This is a genomic window from Pseudomonas sp. PONIH3 (genome assembly GCF_002934345.1).
GTDB lineage: Bacteria > Pseudomonadota > Gammaproteobacteria > Pseudomonadales > Pseudomonadaceae > Aquipseudomonas > Aquipseudomonas soli.
Genome location: NZ_CP026386.1, coordinates 3,737,730 through 3,755,848, shown reverse-complemented (window position 1 = coordinate 3,755,848; position 18,119 = coordinate 3,737,730). Strand labels below are relative to the sequence as shown.

The window sequence follows — 18,119 nt, the reverse complement described above, 5'->3', positions numbered from 1 at the left end:
TCGATTCGTCAAGTCGGGCATCAACCGGCAAACAAAAAGGCCGACTTATTCACATAAGCCGGCCCTGTGCAAAAAGCGCTGTGGATAACTCAGCTCTTCTTGATCTTCTCCGGCCGTTTCCAGCCTTCGATATTGCGCTGGCGTGCACGCGCAACGCCCAACTGTCCCACTTCAACCATCTGGGTAATGGTCGAGCCCGCTGCGGTAGTGGCTCCGGCCTGGATTTCCACAGGGGCAACCAGGGAGTTGTTGGAGCCAATGAACACGTCCTCACCCATCACCGTGCGGAACTTGTTGGCACCGTCATAGTTGCAGGTGATGGTGCCTGCGCCGATGTTGCTGCGGGCGCCGATCTCGGCGTCGCCCAGGTAGGTCAGGTGGCCGGCCTTGGCGCCCTCGCCCAGGTGGGCGTTCTTCAGCTCGACGAAGTTACCCACATGCGCCTTGGCCTCCAGCACGCTGCCTGGACGCAAGCGGGCGAACGGGCCGGCATCGCTGCCCTCACCCATCACCGCGCCTTCGATATGACTGTTGGCCTTGATGACCACGCCCTTGCGCAGGGTGCTGTCCTTGATCACACAGTTCGGGCCGATCTGCACGTCGTCCTCGATGACTACCCGGCCTTCGAGAATGACGTTGATGTCGATCAGCACATCGCGGCCGACGGTCACTTCACCACGGACATCGAAGCGCGCCGGATCGCGCAGGGTGACGCCCTGGGCCATCAGGCGACGGCCTTCGAGCAGCTGGTAGTGACGCTCGAGTTCCGACAGCTGGCGGCGATCGTTGGCGCCCTGCACTTCCATCGGGTCGTGGGGCTGTTCGGTGGCGACCACCAGGCCATCGTCCACGGCCATGGCGATCACGTCGGTGAGGTAGTACTCGCCCTGGGCATTGTTGTTGGACAGACGGCCCATCCAGTCGGCCAAGCGTGCGGCCGGCATGGCGAGGATACCGGTGTTGCCTTCCTTGATCGCCTTTTGCGCTTCGCTGGCATCCTTGTGCTCGACGATCGCGGTCACCTTGCCCGCGGCGTCACGCACAATGCGACCGTAGCCGGTCGGATCTTGCAAGGTTACGGTCAGCAGTCCCAACTGTTGTTCGCTGACCTTGGCCAGCAAGCGCTGCAGGGTCTCGACCTCGATCAACGGCACATCGCCGTAAAGCACCAGCACGGTGTCGGCGGTAATCGCCGGCAACGCCTGGGCCACGGCATGGCCGGTGCCCAGTTGCTTGTCCTGCATGACGAAGTTCAGATCGTCGGCCGCCAGGCGTTCGCGCACCAGCTCCGCGCCGTGGCCGATAACCACGTGAATACCCTGGGGCTGCAACTGGCGGGCGCTGTGGATAACGTGGCCGAGCATGGAGTTGCCGGCAACCGGATGCAGCACCTTGGGCAGCGCGGAGCGCATGCGGGTGCCTTGGCCTGCGGCGAGAATGACGATATCGAGGGACATTGACTGGCTACCAATACTGGGCGGTCAGGGACGTGACCAAAGGGGAAATTCAGAAAAGAAAAAGGGTAGCCGAGGCTACCCTTTAACTCAATCGCATTGGAAGTGACCGGCCAAGGCCAGGTTACTTGCCCTTGCGCAATTGCTGGACGGTACGCAGCTGAGCTGCAGCTTCGGCCAGACGTGCGGCAGCAGCACCGTAGTCGAAGTCCGAGCTTTTCGCGTTCAGCGCGTTCTCAGCAGCCTTGAGGGCTTCCTGAGCCTGAGCTTCGTCCAGGTCGGCAGCGCGCTGCACGGTGTCGGCAAGAACCTTGACCATGTTCGGCTGCACTTCGAGGAAGCCACCGGAGATGTAGAACACCTCACGATCACCACCTTGCTTGGTCAGCGTGATCGGACCAGGCTTGAGATTGGTGATCAGCGGCGCGTGGCCTGGAGCGATACCCAGATCGCCCAGGTTGCCGTGCGCTACTACCATCTCGACCAGGCCGGAGAAGATCTCTCCTTCCGCGCTGACGATATCGCAATGGACTGTCATAGCCATCTGCTTGCCTCAACCTGATTAGCGCCCCTTGCGGGGCGCCGGGATTACAGTTTCTTGGCTTTCTCGATCGCTTCGTCGATGCTGCCGACCATGTAGAACGCTTGTTCTGGCAGGTGGTCGTAGTCACCTTTGAGGATGCCGCTGAAGCCAGCGATGGTGTCCTTGAGCGAAACGTACTTGCCTGGCGAGCCGGTGAAGACTTCGGCCACGAAGAACGGCTGCGACAGGAAGCGCTGGATCTTACGAGCGCGGGCAACCAGTTGCTTGTCGGCTTCGGACAGTTCGTCCATACCCAGGATCGCGATGATGTCCTTCAGCTCTTTGTAGCGCTGCAGAACATACTGAACGCCACGTGCGGTGTCGTAGTGCTCGGTGCCGATCACGTTCGGGTCCAGCTGGCGCGAAGTCGAGTCCAGTGGATCGACCGCTGGGTAGATACCCAGGGAAGCGATGTCACGGGACAGAACGACGGTGGCGTCCAAGTGGGCGAAGGTGGTCGCTGGCGACGGGTCGGTCAGGTCGTCCGCAGGTACGTATACGGCCTGGACGGAGGTGATCGAACCTTCCTTGGTCGAAGTGATACGCTCTTGCAGAACGCCCATCTCTTCGGCCAGGGTCGGCTGGTAACCTACTGCCGAAGGCATACGGCCCAGCAGTGCGGATACTTCGGTACCGGCCAGGGTGTAACGATAGATGTTGTCGACGAACAGCAGAACGTCGTTACCTTCGTCACGGAACTTCTCAGCCATGGTCAGGCCGGTCAGCGCTACGCGCAGACGGTTTCCTGGTGGCTCGTTCATCTGACCGTAGACCAGCGCTACCTTGTCGAGAACGTTGGAGTCCTTCATCTCGTGGTAGAAGTCGTTACCCTCACGAGTACGCTCACCCACACCAGCGAACACGGAGTAACCGCTGTGTTCCATGGCGATGTTACGGATCAGTTCCATCATGTTGACGGTCTTGCCGACGCCGGCACCACCGAACAGACCAACCTTACCACCCTTGGCGAACGGGCAGACCAGGTCGATAACCTTGATGCCGGTTTCCAGCAGGTCGTTGCCGCCTGCCTGGTCAGCGAACGAAGGCGCTGGCTGGTGGATACCGCGACGCTCTTCTTCGCCGATCGGGCCGGCTTCGTCGATCGGGTTGCCCAGGACGTCCATGATACGGCCCAGGGTTGCCTTGCCAACAGGTACCGAGATGGCAGCCTTGGTGTCGACGACATCCAGACCGCGCTTCAGACCTTCGGTCGAGCCCATCGCAATGGTACGAACCACGCCGTCGCCCAGCTGCTGCTGAACTTCCAGGGTGGTTTCCGCGCCTTGTACTTTCAGCGCGTTGTAAACACTCGGCACGGCGTCACGTGGGAATTCCACGTCGATGACGGCGCCGATGATTTGAACGATACGTCCGCTACTCATAGCTGGATCCTCTGAATTTTTGAACCGTTAAACCGCGGCAGCGCCGCCGACGATTTCCGAGATCTCCTGGGTGATCGCAGCCTGACGCGCCTTGTTGTAGATCAACTGAAGCTCTTTGATCAAATCACCGGCGTTGTCTGTGGCGTTCTTCATGGCGATCATCCGGGCCGCTTGTTCAGCAGCGTTGTTCTCGACCACCGCCTGGTACACCTGCGACTCCACGTAACGCACCATCAAGCCGTCCAGCAGCTCTTTTGCGTCGGGTTCGTACAGGTAGTCCCAGTGGTGCTTGAGTTCCTGATCCGGGGTTGCCACCAACGGTACCAATTGCTCGACCGTCGGTTTTTGGGTCATGGTGTTGATGAACTTGTTCGAAACCACCGAGAGGCGATCGATACGGCCGTCGAGGTAGGCGTCCAGCATCACTTTGACGGAGCCGATCAGATCGTTGATCGATGGCTCTTCGCCCAGGTGGCTGATCGCGGCTACGACGTTGCCGCCAAAGATGCGGAAGAAAGTCGCACCCTTGCTGCCGATCACGCACAGGTCGATTTCAACGCCCTGTTCGCGGTTTTCGCCCATGTCCTTGACCAGGGCCTTGAACAGGTTGGTGTTCAAGCCACCGCACAGACCACGGTCACTGCTCACCACGATATAACCAGCGCGCTTTACAGGGCGCTCGATCATGAACGGGTGGCGGTATTCCGGGTTGGCGTTGGCCAGATGACCGATCACCTGGCGGATACGCTCCGCGTAAGGACGGCTAGCAGCCATGCGCATTTGTGCCTTGCGCATCTTGCTGACCGCCACTTTCTCCATGGCGCTGGTAATTTTTTGCGTGCTTTTGATGCTCGCAATCTTACTGCGAATCTCTTTTGCGCCTGCCATGTATCACCTATCAGGTTAGCAAGCGGGGGCCGGAGCCCCCGCTGCGGCTTACCAGGTCTGGGTGGCCTTGAACTTCTCGATACCGGCTTTCATGCCAGCGTCGATTTCGTCGTTGAAGTCACCCTTCACGTTGATCTTGGCCATCAGTTCGGCGTGATCACGGTTGAAGTAGGCAATCAGAGCTTGCTCGAAGCTGCCAACCTTGGAGACTTCTACGTCGGTCAGGAAACCACGCTCAGCGGCGTACAGCGACAGGGCCATGTCGGCGATCGACATTGGCGCGTACTGCTTCTGCTTCATCAGCTCGGTAACGCGCTGACCATGCTCCAGCTGCTTGCGGGTAGCCTCGTCCAGGTCCGAAGCGAACTGGGCGAAGGCCGCCAGTTCACGGTACTGGGCCAGGGCGGTACGGATACCACCGGACAGCTTCTTGATGATCTTGGTCTGGGCAGCACCACCAACACGGGATACCGACACACCGGCGTTAACGGCAGGACGGATGCCTGCGTTGAACATGGCCGATTCCAGGAAGATCTGACCGTCGGTGATCGAGATCACGTTGGTCGGAACGAACGCGGAAACGTCACCAGCCTGGGTTTCGATGATCGGCAGAGCGGTCAGCGAGCCAGTCTTGCCAGTTACGGCACCGTTGGTGAACTTCTCGACGTACTCTTCGGAAACGCGCGATGCACGCTCCAGCAGACGGGAGTGGAGATAGAACACGTCGCCTGGGTACGCTTCACGTCCTGGTGGACGGCGCAGCAGCAGGGAGATCTGACGGTAGGCAACGGCCTGCTTGGACAGGTCATCGTAAACGATCAGGGCGTCTTCACCGCGGTCACGGAAGAACTCGCCCATGGTGCAGCCGGCGTAAGGCGCCAGGAACTGCAGTGCGGCGGATTCCGAAGCACTGGCAACGACCACGATGGTGTTGGCCAGGGCGCCGGCTTCTTCCAGCTTGCGAACGATGTTGGCAACGGTGGAACGCTTCTGGCCGACTGCAACATAAACACAGAAAATACCGGAGTCTTTCTGGTTGATGATGGCGTCGATGGCCATGGCGGTCTTGCCGATCTGACGGTCACCGATGATCAGCTCACGCTGGCCACGGCCGACAGGGATCATGGCGTCGACGGACTTGTAGCCAGTCTGTACAGGCTGGTCTACCGACTTACGCCAGATCACGCCTGGAGCTACTTTCTCGACCGCGTCGGTCTGGGTGTTGCCCAGAGGACCTTTGCCGTCGATCGGGTTACCCAGTGCGTCGACGACGCGACCCAGCAGTTCCTTACCAACCGGAACTTCCAGGATGCGGCCGGTGCACTTGGCGCTCATGCCTTCGGCGAGGGTGTCATAGGCACCCAGGATCACTGCACCTACGGAGTCTTGCTCCAGGTTCAGGGCCATGCCGAATACGCTGCCAGGGAACTCGATCATTTCGCCGTACATGACGTCGGCCAGACCGTGGATCCGCACGATGCCGTCGGAAACCGAAACGACGGTACCTTCGTTACGGGCTTGGGAGCCGACATCGAGGTTGTCGATGCGGCCCTTGATGATTTCACTAATTTCGGAAGGATTGAGTTGCTGCATTGCTCTGCTGCCCCTTCAAACTCAAGATTTCAAGGCTTCGGCCAGTTTCGCGATTTTCCCGCGAACCGAACCGTCGATTACCAGGTCGCCAGCGCGGATGACGACGCCGCCGATCAGGCTGGCATCCTCCGACGCGTGCAGGCGCACTTCCTGGCCTAACCGTGCACTGAGAACCTTGGCGAGTTTGTCTTGCTGTTCTTGGTTCAACGCAAAAGCACTGGTGACTTCCACGTCCACGGACTTCTCTTGCTCGGCCTTGTACAGGTCGAACAGAGTCGAAATCTCCGGCAGAAGCAGGAGACGTTCGTTTTCCGCGGCAACATGAATGAAATTCTGTGCCTTGGCGTCAAACTTGTCACCGCACACTTCAATGAATGCGGCGGCCTTTTCTGCGCTAGTCAGTTGCGGGGCCTTGAGCAGGCGCTGCATGGTGTCGTCTTGCGACACCGCAGCAGCCAGGCCGAGCATGGCTGACCAATTGGCCAGTTGCTGATGGGCCTGGGCATGCTCGAAGGCAGCCTTAGCGTAAGGTCGGGCCAACGTGGTCAGTTCTGCCATGATCGCCCTCGCTTAAATTTCAGCGGCCAGTTTGTTAACCAGCTCCGCATGCGCGTTTTGATCGATTGTGGCGCCAAGGATCTTTTCAGCACCGCCAACAGCCAGGGCACCCACTTGGGCACGCAGGGCGTCTTTGACGCTGTTCAGTTCCTGTTCGATCTCGGCTTGAGCCTGAGCCTTCACACGGTCAGCTTCGACGCGAGCCTGTTCACGGGCTTCCTCGACAAGCTGAGCAGCGCGTTTCTTGCTTTGCTCAATGATTTCGGCTGCCTGTGCCTTCGCTTCACGCAGTTGCTGACCCGCTTTCTCTTGGGCCAGCTCCAGGTCGCGAGCTGCGCGGTTGGCAGCGTCCAAACCGTCGGCAATCTTCTTTTGGCGCTCTTGCAGGGCAGTGATGACCGGAGGCCATACGTACTTCATGCAGAAGAGTACAAAAATCAGAAAAGCAACGGATTGGCCAATCAGGGTTGCATTAATGTTCACGCCAACACCTCGCTCGGTCTTTGTCCATCACACCAATCAACTCGTAGGAACGAGTGATTAGCCGGCGATCTGACCAACGAAGGGGTTCGCGAAGGTGAAGAACAGAGCGATACCAACACCGATCATGGTTACGGCGTCGAGCAGACCGGCAACGATGAACATTTTGACCTGCAGCATCGGAACCATTTCTGGCTGGCGAGCAGCGCCTTCCAGGAACTTGCCGCCCAGCAGGCCGAAACCAATGGCGGTACCCAGAGCACCCAGGCCGATCAGCAGAGCAACAGCGATAGCGGTCAGACCAACTACAGTTTCCATCTTTCCTCCCGACTTTTACGTCGTATTGGTTAGGTTTTTAGTTTGAAGCGGTAAAACAAATCGTTTGGTACAGCATGCCCTTGCGGACTTTTTAAGCCCTCCCCCCAAACCGGCGGGGAAGGCTATCAGACACGCCAGGCGGTCTTAATGGTTATCTTCGTGAGCCATCGACAGGTAGACGATGGTCAGCATCATGAAGATGAAAGCTTGCAGGGTGATGATCAGGATGTGGAACACAGCCCACGCCCACTGCAGCACCACACCCAGGCCGCTGAGCCAGAGGATGCCGGCGCCGAACATCACCGCGATCAGGATGAACACCAGCTCGCCGGCGTACATGTTGCCGAACAGACGCAGCGCCAGCGAGATCGGCTTGGCGATCAGGGTGACGAACTCGAGCAGGAAGTTCACCGGGATCAGCAGGATCTGCACGAAGATGTTCTTGCTGCCGAACGGGTGCAGGGTGAGCTCGCCGATGAAGCCGCCGATGCCCTTGACCTTGATGCTGTAGAAGATGATCAGCGCGAACACGCTCAGGGCCATGCCCAGGGTGGCGTTCGGGTCGGTGGTCGACACCGCGCGGAACGGAATGTGCGGATCACCGGAGATCAGGATGGCCAGTTGAGGAATCCAGTCGACCGGTACCAGGTCGATGGCGTTCATCAGGAATACCCAGACGAAGATGGTCAGCGCCAGCGGGGCGATCACCGGGCTGCGGCCGTGGAAGGAATCCTTCACGCTGCCGTGGACGAAGTCCACCAGCACTTCTACGAAGTTCTGCAAGGCGCCAGGCTGGCCGGAAGTGGCCTTTTTAGCCGCCATGCGGAAGATGAACAGGAAGATCAGACCCAGCGCAACGGACCAGCCCAGGGTGTCCAGGTGGAACGCCCAGAAGCCCATTGCCTTGGCTTCTGCAGCCGAATGGGCCAAGCCCCAGCTGCCGTCTGGTAGTTGACCGTAGGTCAGGTTCTGCAAGTGGTGCTGGATATAGCCCGAAGCGGTTTCTGCTGCCATGGTTGCCTCAAACGCCCTAAGGTCTCGAAAGTCTTTTATTCATCAGCAGGGGCGCGAACCAGCTGACCAAAAGGGTCAGCACGAAGACGCCGAATACTGCCAACGGCGCCAATGGCTTCACTCCTGCGAAGGTCAGTGCAAACAGCACTGCCGTCAAAATCATCTTGCCTGCCTCGCCCGCGTAAAACGACTTGACGATGGCCTGCGCCGCCCGGGCTCCGCTGAAGCGAAAAGCCTTCCAGGCGAAATACACATTGGGCAGCCAGGCAATCAAACCTCCGCAAAGGCCTGAATATCCACTGACCACCCCTTTCCACTGCCACAACACCAGCGTTGCCAGCAGCAGTACGACAAATTGAGCCAGCAGTACCGGAAAAACCGCCCAGCGATGGAAAGGCAGGCGGTTTGGCGTGCGGATTTCCATCACAACTGCTCCTCGAAAGTCGACCGCCTCGTCAACAATGACTTGGCATAATTTGTGCCGACAAAATGCGCGCAGAGTATAGGGGTGGATTAACCCCTATTCAACTCTTGGGTAGTGATTTCCGACTGCGCGCTACAACAGGAATTGTTTCAGCGGATGTGAGCAAGCACGCCTTGCAACTCGTCAAGGGAGTTGTAGCGAATAACCAACTGGCCTTTGCCCTTGTTGCCATGGCGAATTTGTACCGCCGAGCCCAGGCGCTCTGCCAGACGCTGTTCAAGACGCGTGATATCCGGATCAGGTTTGCTCGCCTCGACCGGCTCAGGTTTGCCACTGAGCCACTGACGCACCAGCGCCTCGGTCTGGCGCACGGTGAGGCCGCGTGCGACAACATGACGCGCCCCTTCTTCCTGTCGATCTTCCTCGAGGCCGAGCAAGGCGCGGGCGTGGCCCATCTCCAGGTCGCCATGGGCGAGCATGGTCTTGATCGCCTCGGGCAGCGAGATCAGGCGCAACAGGTTGGCCACGGTGACCCGCGACTTGCCGACGGCATCAGCCACCTGCTGCTGGGTCAGTTCGAACTCCTGCTGCAGACGCTGCAGGGCGAGCGCCTCTTCCAGCGGGTTGAGGTCCTCGCGCTGGATGTTCTCGATCAGCGCCATGGCAATGGCGGCTTCGTCGGGTACTTCGCGGACCATGGCCGGAACGGTATCCAGGCCAGCCTGCTGGGTGGCGCGCCAGCGGCGCTCACCGGCGATGATCTCGTAGCGGTTGTCACCGATCGGGCGAACCACGATCGGCTGCATGACGCCATGGGTGCGGATCGAGTGCGCCAGTTCTTCCAGCGCCTCGGGATCCATGTCGCGACGCGGCTGGTACTTGCCGCGCTGGATCAGCTCGACCGGCAGGTGTTGCAGTTCCTTCTGGTCGATCTTGACAGCCTGCGCTTCGAGCGCGCTGACGGAAGGACCACTGAGCAGTGCATCCAACCCACGTCCGAGACCGCGTTTCTTGATGGCCATGCGGATTCCTTAAGTTGTTTGTGCAATGCGTGATGGACGGCGTTGACGACGAACCAGTTCCCCGGCCAACGCCAGGTAGGCCAGCGCGCCACGGGATTGCTTGTCGTAGGCCAGTGCCGGCATGCCGAAGCTCGGCGCCTCCGCCAGGCGGATGTTGCGCGGGATCACCGTATCGTACAGCTGCTCGCCAAAGTGTTCCTTGAGCTGCGCCGAAACATCGTTGTTCAGGCTCAGGCGCGGGTCGTACATGGTCCGCAACAGGCCTTCGATCTTCAGCTCCGGGTTCAACCGGGCGGCGATGCGCTTGATGTTATCCACAAGGTCGCTCAACCCTTCCAGCGCGTAGTACTCGCACTGCATGGGGATGATCACGCCATCGGAGGCGACCAGCGCATTGAGCGTCAGCATCGACAGCGACGGTGGGCAGTCGATGAGGATGTAGTCGTAGTTCTCGCGGATCGGCGCCAACGCGTTGCGCAGGCGGCTCTCCTTCATCTGCATTTCCAGCAGGACCACTTCGGCGGCGGTCAGGTCGCGGTTGGCCGGCAACAGCTGGTAACCACCGTGCTCGGAGTAGTGCATGGCCTGGGCCAGGTCGCATTCCCCGATCAGCAGGTCGTACACCGAATGCTCGAGCTCGTGCTTATCCACACCGCTGCCCATGGTGGCGTTGCCCTGTGGATCGAGGTCGATCAGCAGCACGCGACGCTTGGTCGCGGCCAGCGATGCGGCGAGATTGATGCAGGTGGTGGTCTTGCCCACACCACCCTTCTGGTTCGCGATTGCGAATACCTTAGCCATTGTTGCTCGTGTTCCCAGTCATGCCTTGCGGCGCAGTATCAGCAGATGGCGCTGGCCCTGGCAACCTGGAACGGTCAGGGCCTGCTCGCTTTCCACTGTGAAGTCTGCGGGCAATGCTACCAGTTCATCGGCAGGATGCAGCCCCTTCATTGCAAGCCATTGCGTGCGGCTGTCACCCAGGTGGCGGGTCCAGTTGGTGAAATTCTCCATGCTGCTGAAGGCCCGGGAGACGATCCCGCAGAACGGCTGCTCGGGCTGGACCTCTTCCACCCGGCTGTGGATAACCCTGAGGTTGTCCAGTTTCAGCTCCATCTTCACCTGGGTGAGGAATCGCGTCTTCTTGCCGTTGCTGTCGAGCACCGTCACCTGCTTGTGCGGGTGCAGGATGGCCAGCGGAATGCCCGGCATGCCGCCGCCGCTGCCGACATCCAGCCAACGCTGGGTGTCGTTGTGGATAAACGGCATGACGCTGAGGCTGTCGAGCAAGTGACGCGAGACCATCTCGTCGGGGTCGCGCACGGCGGTCAGGTTGTAGGCCTTGTTCCATTTGATCAACAGGGCCAGGTAGCCCAGCAGCAGTTCGTGCTGCTGCGCGGTCAGCTCGACACCAAGCTGGCGCGCACCTGTGGACAACTCTTCGGCATGTTGCGGGGTGACCGGGGAACTCAAGCGCTTTGCTCCAATTCGCGGCCTGCGCCGCGTTTTTTCAAGTGAATCAGCAACAGGGAAATCGCCGCCGGGGTGACGCCGGGAATACGCGAAGCCTGGCCCAGGGTCTCTGGCCGGGTGTCGCCGAGCTTGCCCTGGATCTCCTTGGACAGCCCGGAAATGGTCGTGTAGTCGATATCCACAGGCAGACGTGTGTCTTCACTGGCGCGCAGGCGGGCAATTTCTTCCTGCTGGCGGTCGATGTAGCCGGCGTACTTGGTCCTGATCTCGACCTGTTCGGCGACCTGTGGATCGATATTCTCGCCGCCGGTTGCCTCGATCAGGCCAGCGTAGTCGATTTCAGGGCGGGCAAGCAGGTTGAGCAGGCTGTACTCATGCGCCAATGGCGTGCCGAACTTATCCACAATGGCCTGGCCTTGCGGCGTGTTCGGGCGCACCCATGTGCTCTTCAGGCGCTGCTCTTCACGCTCGATGCCTTCGCGCTTGGCGCTGAACGCCGCCCAGCGCTCATCGTCGATCAAGCCGAGTTCGCGGCCTTTCTCGGTCAGGCGCAGGTCGGCGTTGTCTTCGCGCAGGATCAGCCGGTACTCGGCTCGCGAAGTGAACATGCGGTACGGCTCTTGGGTGCCGAGGGTGATCAGGTCGTCGACCAGCACGCCGATGTACGCCTCGTCGCGGCGCGGGCACCAGCTTTCACGGCCCTGGGCGCGCAGAGCCGCGTTGGTCCCGGCCAGCAGGCCTTGGGCACCGGCTTCTTCGTAGCCGGTGGTGCCGTTGATCTGGCCTGCGAAGAACAGGCCGCCGATGACCTTGGTCTCGAGGCTGTACTTCAGGTCGCGCGGATCGAAGTAGTCGTACTCGATGGCATAGCCCGGGCGCACGATGTGCGCGTTCTCCATGCCGCGGATCGAGCGGACGATCTCGAGCTGCACGTCGAACGGCAACGATGTGGAAATGCCGTTGGGATACAGCTCATGGGTGGTCAGGCCTTCCGGCTCGATGAACACCTGGTGGCTTTCCTTGTCGGCGAAGCGGTGGATCTTGTCCTCAATCGACGGGCAATAACGCGGGCCGATGCCTTCGATCACCCCCGAATACATCGGCGAACGGTCGAGGTTCGAGGCAATGATCTCGTGGGTGCGGGCGTTGGTGTGGGTAATCCAGCAGCTCACCTGGCGCGGATGCATGTCGGCATTGCCCATGAACGACATTACCGGGATCGGCGTATCGCCCGGTTGCTCGGTCATCACCGAGAAGTCCACCGAACGGCCATCGATGCGCGGCGGGGTACCGGTTTTCAACCGGCCGACACGCAGCGGCAATTCACGCATGCGGTTGGCCAGGGCATTGGCGGGCGGATCGCCGGCGCGGCCACCGGAATAGTTCTGCAAACCGATGTGGATAAGTCCACCGAGGAAAGTCCCGCTGGTCAGTACCACGGAGTCGGCGAAGAACCGCAGGCCCATTTGGGTTACCACGCCCTTGACCTGGTCCTGCTCGACGATCAGGTCATCGCACGACTGCTGGAATATCCACAGGTTGGGCTGGTTTTCCAGGATTTCACGTACCACGGCCTTGTAGATGGCGCGGTCCGCCTGTGCACGGGTGGCGCGTACCGCCGGGCCTTTGCGGTTGTTCAGAACGCGGAACTGGATGCCGCTCTTGTCGGTGGCCAGCGCCATCGCGCCGCCGAGCGCATCGATTTCCTTGACCAGGTGGCTCTTGCCAATGCCACCGATGGCCGGGTTGCAGCTCATGTGACCGAGGGTTTCCACGTTATGAGTCAGCAGCAGGGTTTTCACACCCATGCGTGCGGACGCAAGCGCAGCCTCGGTACCGGCATGGCCGCCGCCGATGACGATCACTTCAAAACGGGAAGGGAAATCCACCACGCACCTCGTGCCTGTTTTTGCGAATAGAGAAGGTAAGCGGACAAGTATAGGGACTTCCCACCCTCCAAAGAAACCGTCTGAGCAAAATTTGACCAGGCTGTGGATGAGTGGCAGGTAAAAGAAAACAAAGAGGAAAAATTTAAAAAAGCTTTGTTTTTATGTTTATGTTTAGGTACCCACCTGTCTGTGCATAAGTCTCTACAGCCTATGTATTACAATGTGTACAGAGAATCATAACCCTGTGTCCAGGTAGGCCTGGGGGCTCTGGATACCGCTTTTTAACCTGTGGATGAATGGTGCTGTTACCCACAGGCAGGTTTGTCCTCAGAAAAAAAGCCTGGTTATCAACGGAGCTGAGGCCGAGTTTTCCACAGAGCTTAGCCAGGCGTTCGGAACGCTGTTGATGAAATATTTTGCGCAGCGCTTGTCGTCCGTGGTCGATGGCCTGCTTGCAATGACCCGTACCCACACGAATCGCAGGCAAAAAAAAGCCGCTCCAGAGAGCGGCTTTGTTGCGAATCGAACCCTGTGGGATCACTTGCCAATGCAGAAGCTGGAGAAGATCCGCCCCAGCAGGTCATCCGAACTGAACGCTCCGGTAATTTCACCCAGCACTTGCTGTGCCTGGCGCAGATCCTCTGCCAGCAGCTCACCGGCACCGGCGAGGGTCAGCTGCGCACGGCCATGCTCGAGGTGGGCACTGGCCTGGCGTAGCGCCTCCAGGTGCCGGCGACGAGCGCTGAAGCTGCTTTCGGCGGTTTGTTCATAGCCCATGCAAGCCTTGAGATGCTCACGCAGCAGATCCAGGCCCATGTCGTTGTCCCGGGCGCTGAGGGTGATGGTGACGTGCCCATCGTCGCTTTGCTCCAGGCCTACGACCTCACCACTGAGGTCCGCCTTGTTGCGAATTAGGGTGACCTTGGCCACGTCGGGGCGCTGATCGAGAAACTCTGGCCACAAGGCAAACGGATCACTGGCTTCCGGTGCCGTCGAATCGACTACCAGGAGCACACGGTCGGCCTCGCCGATGGCCTTGAGCGCCCGTTCCACACCGATCTTTTCCACATGGTCCTCGGTGTCGCGCAAGCCTGCGGTGTCGACCACATGCAGGGGCATGCCGTCGATGTGGATATGTTCGCGAAGAATATCCCGGGTGGTGCCGGCGATATCGGTGACGATTGCCGCTTCACGCCCGGCCAACTGGTTGAGCAGGCTCGACTTGCCGGCGTTCGGCCGGCCTGCGATAACCACGGTCATGCCGTCGCGAAGCAATGCGCCTTGCCCTGCTTCGCGCTGAACTGTGGATAACGTGTCACGTACTTCATCGAGCATGCGCAGCACATGGCCATCGGCAAGAAAATCGATCTCTTCCTCTGGGAAGTCGATGGCGGCTTCGACATAGATGCGCAGGGCGATCAGAGCTTCGGTGAGGCCATGCACACGCTTGGAGAATGCCCCTTGCAGGGAACGCAGGGCATTGCGCGCAGCCTGTGTGGAGCTGGCTTCGATCAGGTCGGCGATTGCCTCGGCCTGGGCCAGGTCGAGCTTGTCGTTGAGGAACGCTCGCTCGCTGAATTCGCCTGGACGTGCCAGCCGGCAACCGAGCTGCAGGCAACGTTGCAGCAGCATGTCCATGACTACCGGACCGCCATGGCCCTGCAGCTCCAGCACATCTTCGCCGGTGAACGAGTTTGGCCCGGGGAAGAACAGCGCGATCCCTTCATCCAGCACCAGGCCATCGTCATCGCGGAACGGGCCGTAATGGGCATGCCGCGGGGTCAGCGTATTGCGCCCGGTGATGACTTGCCCGGCCTGGCGGGCCAGCGGGCCGGACAATCTGACGATGCCTACCCCGCCACGGCCCTGGGCGGTGGCGATGGCGGCAATGGTTTCACGCACTGTGTTCATGCTCGAACCTCTACAACGAATACGACAGATAGCAAAAACGCCCCAGGGGGGCGTTTTTGTTCACAGGCTAGCGTAGCAGCCCGTCAAGCGGCTGCGTTCTTGGTCGCAGCCTCGATACGGCGAGTGATGTACCACTGCTGTCCGATCGACAGGCAGTTGTTCACAACCCAGTACAGCACCAGACCAGCCGGGAACCACAGGAAGAAGAAGGTGAAGATGATCGGCATCATTTTCATTACCTTCGCCTGCATCGGATCGGGCGGGGTCGGGTTCAGGCGCTGCTGGATGAACATGGTGGCGCCCATGATGATCGGCAGGATGAAGAACGGATCCTTGATCGACAGGTCGGTGATCCACAGCATCCACGGGGCCTGGCGCATCTCGACGCTTTCCAGAAGTACCCAGTACAGGGCCAGGAACACCGGCATCTGCACCAGGATCGGCAGGCAGCCGCCCAGCGGGTTGATCTTCTCTTTCTTGTACAGCTCCATCATCGCCTGGGACATCTTCTGGCGATCATCACCGAAGCGTTCCTTCAGCTGGGCCAGTTTTGGCGCCACGGCACGCATGCGCGCCATCGAGCGGTAGCTGGCGGCCGACAGCGGGAAGAACAGGCCCTTGATCAACATGGTCAGGACGATGATCGACCAGCCCCAGTTGCCCAGCAGGCTGTGGATATGTTGCAGCAGCCAGAAGATCGGCTGGGCGATGAACCACAGGAAGCCGTAGTCGACGGTCAGTTCCAGGCCTGGGGACAACTCTTTGAGCTTGGACTGGATCTTCGGGCCGGCATACAGCATGGCGCTGGTTTCGACCTTGCCGCCGGCAGGGACGTTAAGCGCCGGGCCGGTATAGCCGATGATGTAGTTGCCCTGGCTGTCCTTGCGGGTCTGGACGGCGTTGTTGTCCGAGTGGGTCGGGATCCAGGCGGTCACGAAGTAGTGCTGCAGCCAGGCGACCCAGCCGCCGGTCACATTTTCTTTCAAACTACCTTTGTCGATGTCTTTCATCGACACTTTCTTGTACGGCTCGGAAGCTGTCCACAGGGCCGCGCCCAGGTAGGTGGCGGTACCGGTGGCGGTGCTCGACGACGGGTCGGAGCTGGCGTCACGCTTGAGCTGGGCAAACATGTTGCCGGTCCAGGCCTGGCTGCTCTGGTTGTCGATCAGGTAGCTGACAGTCAGGTCATACTCACCGCGCTTGAAGCTGAAGCGCTTGATGTAGTTGACGCCGTTCTCGCTGAACTTCAGGTCGACCGACAGTTGGTCCTGGCCGTCGGCCAGCTGGAAGCTCTTCTGCTCTGCGGCGTACAGCGGACGACCCGTGGAACGGGCGTCCGGACCGTTGGCGCCGGTCAGGCCGCTCTGGGCCAGATACACACGTTCGCCACCGTTATCGAACAGCTGGAACGGAATATCCGGATGATCCTGGCGACGAGGGTACTTCGGCAGGGTCAGTTGGACGATGTCACCACCGACCGGGTCGATAGCCAGGTCCAGGACGTCGGTCTTGATCCGGATCAGGTCCTTGCTGAGCGCCACTGGCGCCAGTTCGGCTGGGCTGGATTCAGCATTGGCGCTCGGCACATCGGCACTTGCACCGGAGTTGCCGGCCGGCACGGTGTCCGGCAGGGCCGGGGCAGCATTGCTGGCAGCAGCATTCTGAGTCGGCAGGGCAGCCTGGCCGTAGTCCTGGTTCCACTTGAGGACCATGACATAGGACACGATTGCCAGGGCGACGATCAGGATCGTGCGTTTAATATCCATGATTACTCGGCTATCGAAGAAGTTCGGGAGGAAGGAGCAGGTGGAACGGGATCGAAACCGCCGTCGTTCCACGGATGACAACGCCCCAGGCGACGAACGGCCAGCCACCCACCACGCAAGAGGCCATGGTTTTCAATGGCTTCATAGGCGTAACAGGAACAGCTGGGATAGAAACGACAGTGACTGGCCATCAGTGGACTGATGGCGTAACGGTAAAACTGGATCGGAACGAGGGCCAGTTTACGCATTGTGACTGTCTACCCCTGCGGAATTGGCGACCGCTGGAGAGGGCCGACTGCGGACCAGTCGCTTCCAGAGCTTGCCAAAGTGTTGGTGCAATTCTGGGTTTTCCACTTCGCCCAACCCCTTGCGCGCGACGATCACGATGTCCAGGCCAGCCAACAGCTGCTGGTTCAGGCGAAACGAATCGCGCATCAGGCGTTTCAGGCGATTGCGTTGAACGGCGAGCTTGACGCTCTTCTTGCCGATCACCAGGCCTAGGCGCGGATGATCGAGGCCGTTCTCGCGGGCAAGGATAAGCAGGTTTTTCCCTGGAACCTTGCCGGTTGGGGAGTCGAAGACCGCTTTGAAATGCCGGGGTGTAAGCAGTCGCTTTTCCCGACTGAAGTCCTGACTCACCACCTGTGCCGAAAAATCAAATTGCCAGACGCTTACGGCCTTTGGCACGGCGACGCGACAGAACGGCACGGCCGTTCTTGGTAGCCATACGGGCACGGAAACCGTGGGTGCGGGCGCGCTTGATGGTGCTTGGTTGGAAAGTACGTTTCATGGCGTGTTACCTGGGTTGGTCGACAACGGGCCGGAAGGGCCCCCTTTTTAAGAGATCGGCGATTCTAGAGAAAGCAAGGCAATAGGTCAATTTCCAACCAGCCATTCCTTATGGAAGGTCGAATCAGGGTAGATCGAATCTCCCTCGAATGATGACCGTTTGCCCGTGTGGACAAAACGCAGGCAAACAGAAAAAACAAAGAGGCATATAAAAAGCTTTTTTGAAGAACTTATAGATCTTAGCTGGACAACCTTCTGTGGATAAGCCATTCAAGGCCACGTTTTACAGGCTGTACAGAGCTTCGCAACCTTGTCGGTAAAGGGTGCTCTGTCTGTGCGGGCCATGAGGACAACCTGTGGGCTGAATGGGTGTTTATCCACAGGGCTTTTATCCACAGAGCTCAGCCCGGGGTTGTGCATAGCCCACAGGTGTCGTTATCCACAGGGCTTATCAACACCGCTTGAGTGATGTAAGCGTCAGTTTTTGGCGGTTTTAACGTGATCGCGGTCGCCACCACGTGTGGATAACTGACCGCCTGCCCGGTACAATGGCGGTTTGTTTTGCCTCATCCGGCTTT

General features: G+C 59.7%; 19 protein-coding genes. All 19 read right to left on the bottom strand.

Features of this window, described 5'->3' with window-relative positions; all coding sequences use genetic code 11:
- Positions 1-89: 89 nt before the first annotated feature.
- Complete coding sequence (gene glmU, locus C3F42_RS17315) at positions 90-1,457, bottom strand: bifunctional UDP-N-acetylglucosamine diphosphorylase/glucosamine-1-phosphate N-acetyltransferase GlmU (protein WP_094010831.1); 1,368 nt, start codon at positions 1,455-1,457, stop codon at positions 90-92.
- A 121-nt stretch (positions 1,458-1,578) separates the two neighbouring features.
- Complete coding sequence (locus tag C3F42_RS17310) at positions 1,579-1,998, bottom strand: F0F1 ATP synthase subunit epsilon (protein WP_011536500.1); 420 nt, start codon at positions 1,996-1,998, stop codon at positions 1,579-1,581.
- 44 nt (positions 1,999-2,042) lie between these two features.
- Positions 2,043-3,419, bottom strand: coding sequence for a F0F1 ATP synthase subunit beta (gene atpD, locus C3F42_RS17305; RefSeq protein ID WP_023628563.1), 1,377 nt, complete (start codon positions 3,417-3,419; stop codon positions 2,043-2,045).
- A gap of 27 nt (positions 3,420-3,446) precedes the next feature.
- The gene (atpG, locus tag C3F42_RS17300) at positions 3,447-4,307 is read right to left on the bottom strand and encodes a F0F1 ATP synthase subunit gamma (RefSeq protein ID WP_023628562.1); all 861 of its coding nucleotides are present in this window, start codon (positions 4,305-4,307) and stop codon (positions 3,447-3,449) included.
- Between the two features lie 48 nt (positions 4,308-4,355).
- On the bottom strand, positions 4,356-5,900 hold the full coding sequence (gene atpA, locus C3F42_RS17295) for a F0F1 ATP synthase subunit alpha (protein ID WP_038707082.1): 1,545 nt from the start codon (positions 5,898-5,900) through the stop codon (positions 4,356-4,358).
- A 21-nt stretch (positions 5,901-5,921) separates the two neighbouring features.
- Positions 5,922-6,458: a F0F1 ATP synthase subunit delta gene (locus C3F42_RS17290; protein ID WP_023628561.1), complete on the bottom strand. Its 537-nt coding sequence runs from the start codon at positions 6,456-6,458 to the stop codon at positions 5,922-5,924.
- A 12-nt stretch (positions 6,459-6,470) separates the two neighbouring features.
- The gene (locus C3F42_RS17285; protein ID WP_023383136.1) at positions 6,471-6,941 is read right to left on the bottom strand and encodes a F0F1 ATP synthase subunit B; all 471 of its coding nucleotides are present in this window, start codon (positions 6,939-6,941) and stop codon (positions 6,471-6,473) included.
- Positions 6,942-6,998: 57 nt separating this feature from the next.
- The gene (gene atpE / locus C3F42_RS17280; RefSeq protein WP_003097235.1) at positions 6,999-7,256 is read right to left on the bottom strand and encodes a F0F1 ATP synthase subunit C; all 258 of its coding nucleotides are present in this window, start codon (positions 7,254-7,256) and stop codon (positions 6,999-7,001) included.
- 144 nt (positions 7,257-7,400) lie between these two features.
- Entirely contained in the window at positions 7,401-8,270 is an 870-nt protein-coding gene (atpB, locus tag C3F42_RS17275) for a F0F1 ATP synthase subunit A (RefSeq protein WP_023628560.1), read from the bottom strand.
- A 16-nt stretch (positions 8,271-8,286) separates the two neighbouring features.
- Positions 8,287-8,694 (bottom strand): F0F1 ATP synthase subunit I, encoded by a 408-nt coding sequence (locus C3F42_RS17270; protein ID WP_011536507.1) that lies wholly within the window; start codon positions 8,692-8,694, stop codon positions 8,287-8,289.
- A 149-nt stretch (positions 8,695-8,843) separates the two neighbouring features.
- Positions 8,844-9,716, bottom strand: coding sequence for a ParB/RepB/Spo0J family partition protein (locus tag C3F42_RS17265; RefSeq protein ID WP_023628559.1), 873 nt, complete (start codon positions 9,714-9,716; stop codon positions 8,844-8,846).
- A gap of 9 nt (positions 9,717-9,725) precedes the next feature.
- Positions 9,726-10,517, bottom strand: coding sequence for a ParA family protein (locus C3F42_RS17260; RefSeq protein WP_023628558.1), 792 nt, complete (start codon positions 10,515-10,517; stop codon positions 9,726-9,728).
- Between the two features lie 18 nt (positions 10,518-10,535).
- Complete coding sequence (gene rsmG / locus C3F42_RS17255) at positions 10,536-11,186, bottom strand: 16S rRNA (guanine(527)-N(7))-methyltransferase RsmG (RefSeq protein ID WP_023628557.1); 651 nt, start codon at positions 11,184-11,186, stop codon at positions 10,536-10,538.
- Positions 11,183-13,075: a tRNA uridine-5-carboxymethylaminomethyl(34) synthesis enzyme MnmG gene (gene mnmG, locus C3F42_RS17250; protein ID WP_102683386.1), complete on the bottom strand. Its 1,893-nt coding sequence runs from the start codon at positions 13,073-13,075 to the stop codon at positions 11,183-11,185. The genes rsmG and mnmG overlap by 4 nt, the downstream gene beginning before the upstream one ends.
- Before the next feature lie 537 nt (positions 13,076-13,612).
- Positions 13,613-14,986 (bottom strand): tRNA uridine-5-carboxymethylaminomethyl(34) synthesis GTPase MnmE, encoded by a 1,374-nt coding sequence (mnmE, locus tag C3F42_RS17245; protein ID WP_104444675.1) that lies wholly within the window; start codon positions 14,984-14,986, stop codon positions 13,613-13,615.
- An 83-nt stretch (positions 14,987-15,069) separates the two neighbouring features.
- Positions 15,070-16,752: a membrane protein insertase YidC gene (yidC, locus tag C3F42_RS17240; protein ID WP_038707083.1), complete on the bottom strand. Its 1,683-nt coding sequence runs from the start codon at positions 16,750-16,752 to the stop codon at positions 15,070-15,072.
- Between the two features lie 2 nt (positions 16,753-16,754).
- On the bottom strand, positions 16,755-17,000 hold the full coding sequence (yidD, locus tag C3F42_RS17235; protein ID WP_011536514.1) for a membrane protein insertion efficiency factor YidD: 246 nt from the start codon (positions 16,998-17,000) through the stop codon (positions 16,755-16,757).
- On the bottom strand, positions 16,993-17,394 hold the full coding sequence (rnpA, locus tag C3F42_RS17230) for a ribonuclease P protein component (protein ID WP_031314399.1): 402 nt from the start codon (positions 17,392-17,394) through the stop codon (positions 16,993-16,995). The genes yidD and rnpA overlap by 8 nt, the downstream gene beginning before the upstream one ends.
- Positions 17,395-17,407: 13 nt before the next feature.
- Positions 17,408-17,542, bottom strand: a complete 135-nt coding sequence (rpmH, locus tag C3F42_RS17225) for a 50S ribosomal protein L34 (protein ID WP_003253163.1) — start codon at positions 17,540-17,542, stop codon at positions 17,408-17,410.
- Positions 17,543-18,119 lie beyond the last annotated feature (577 nt).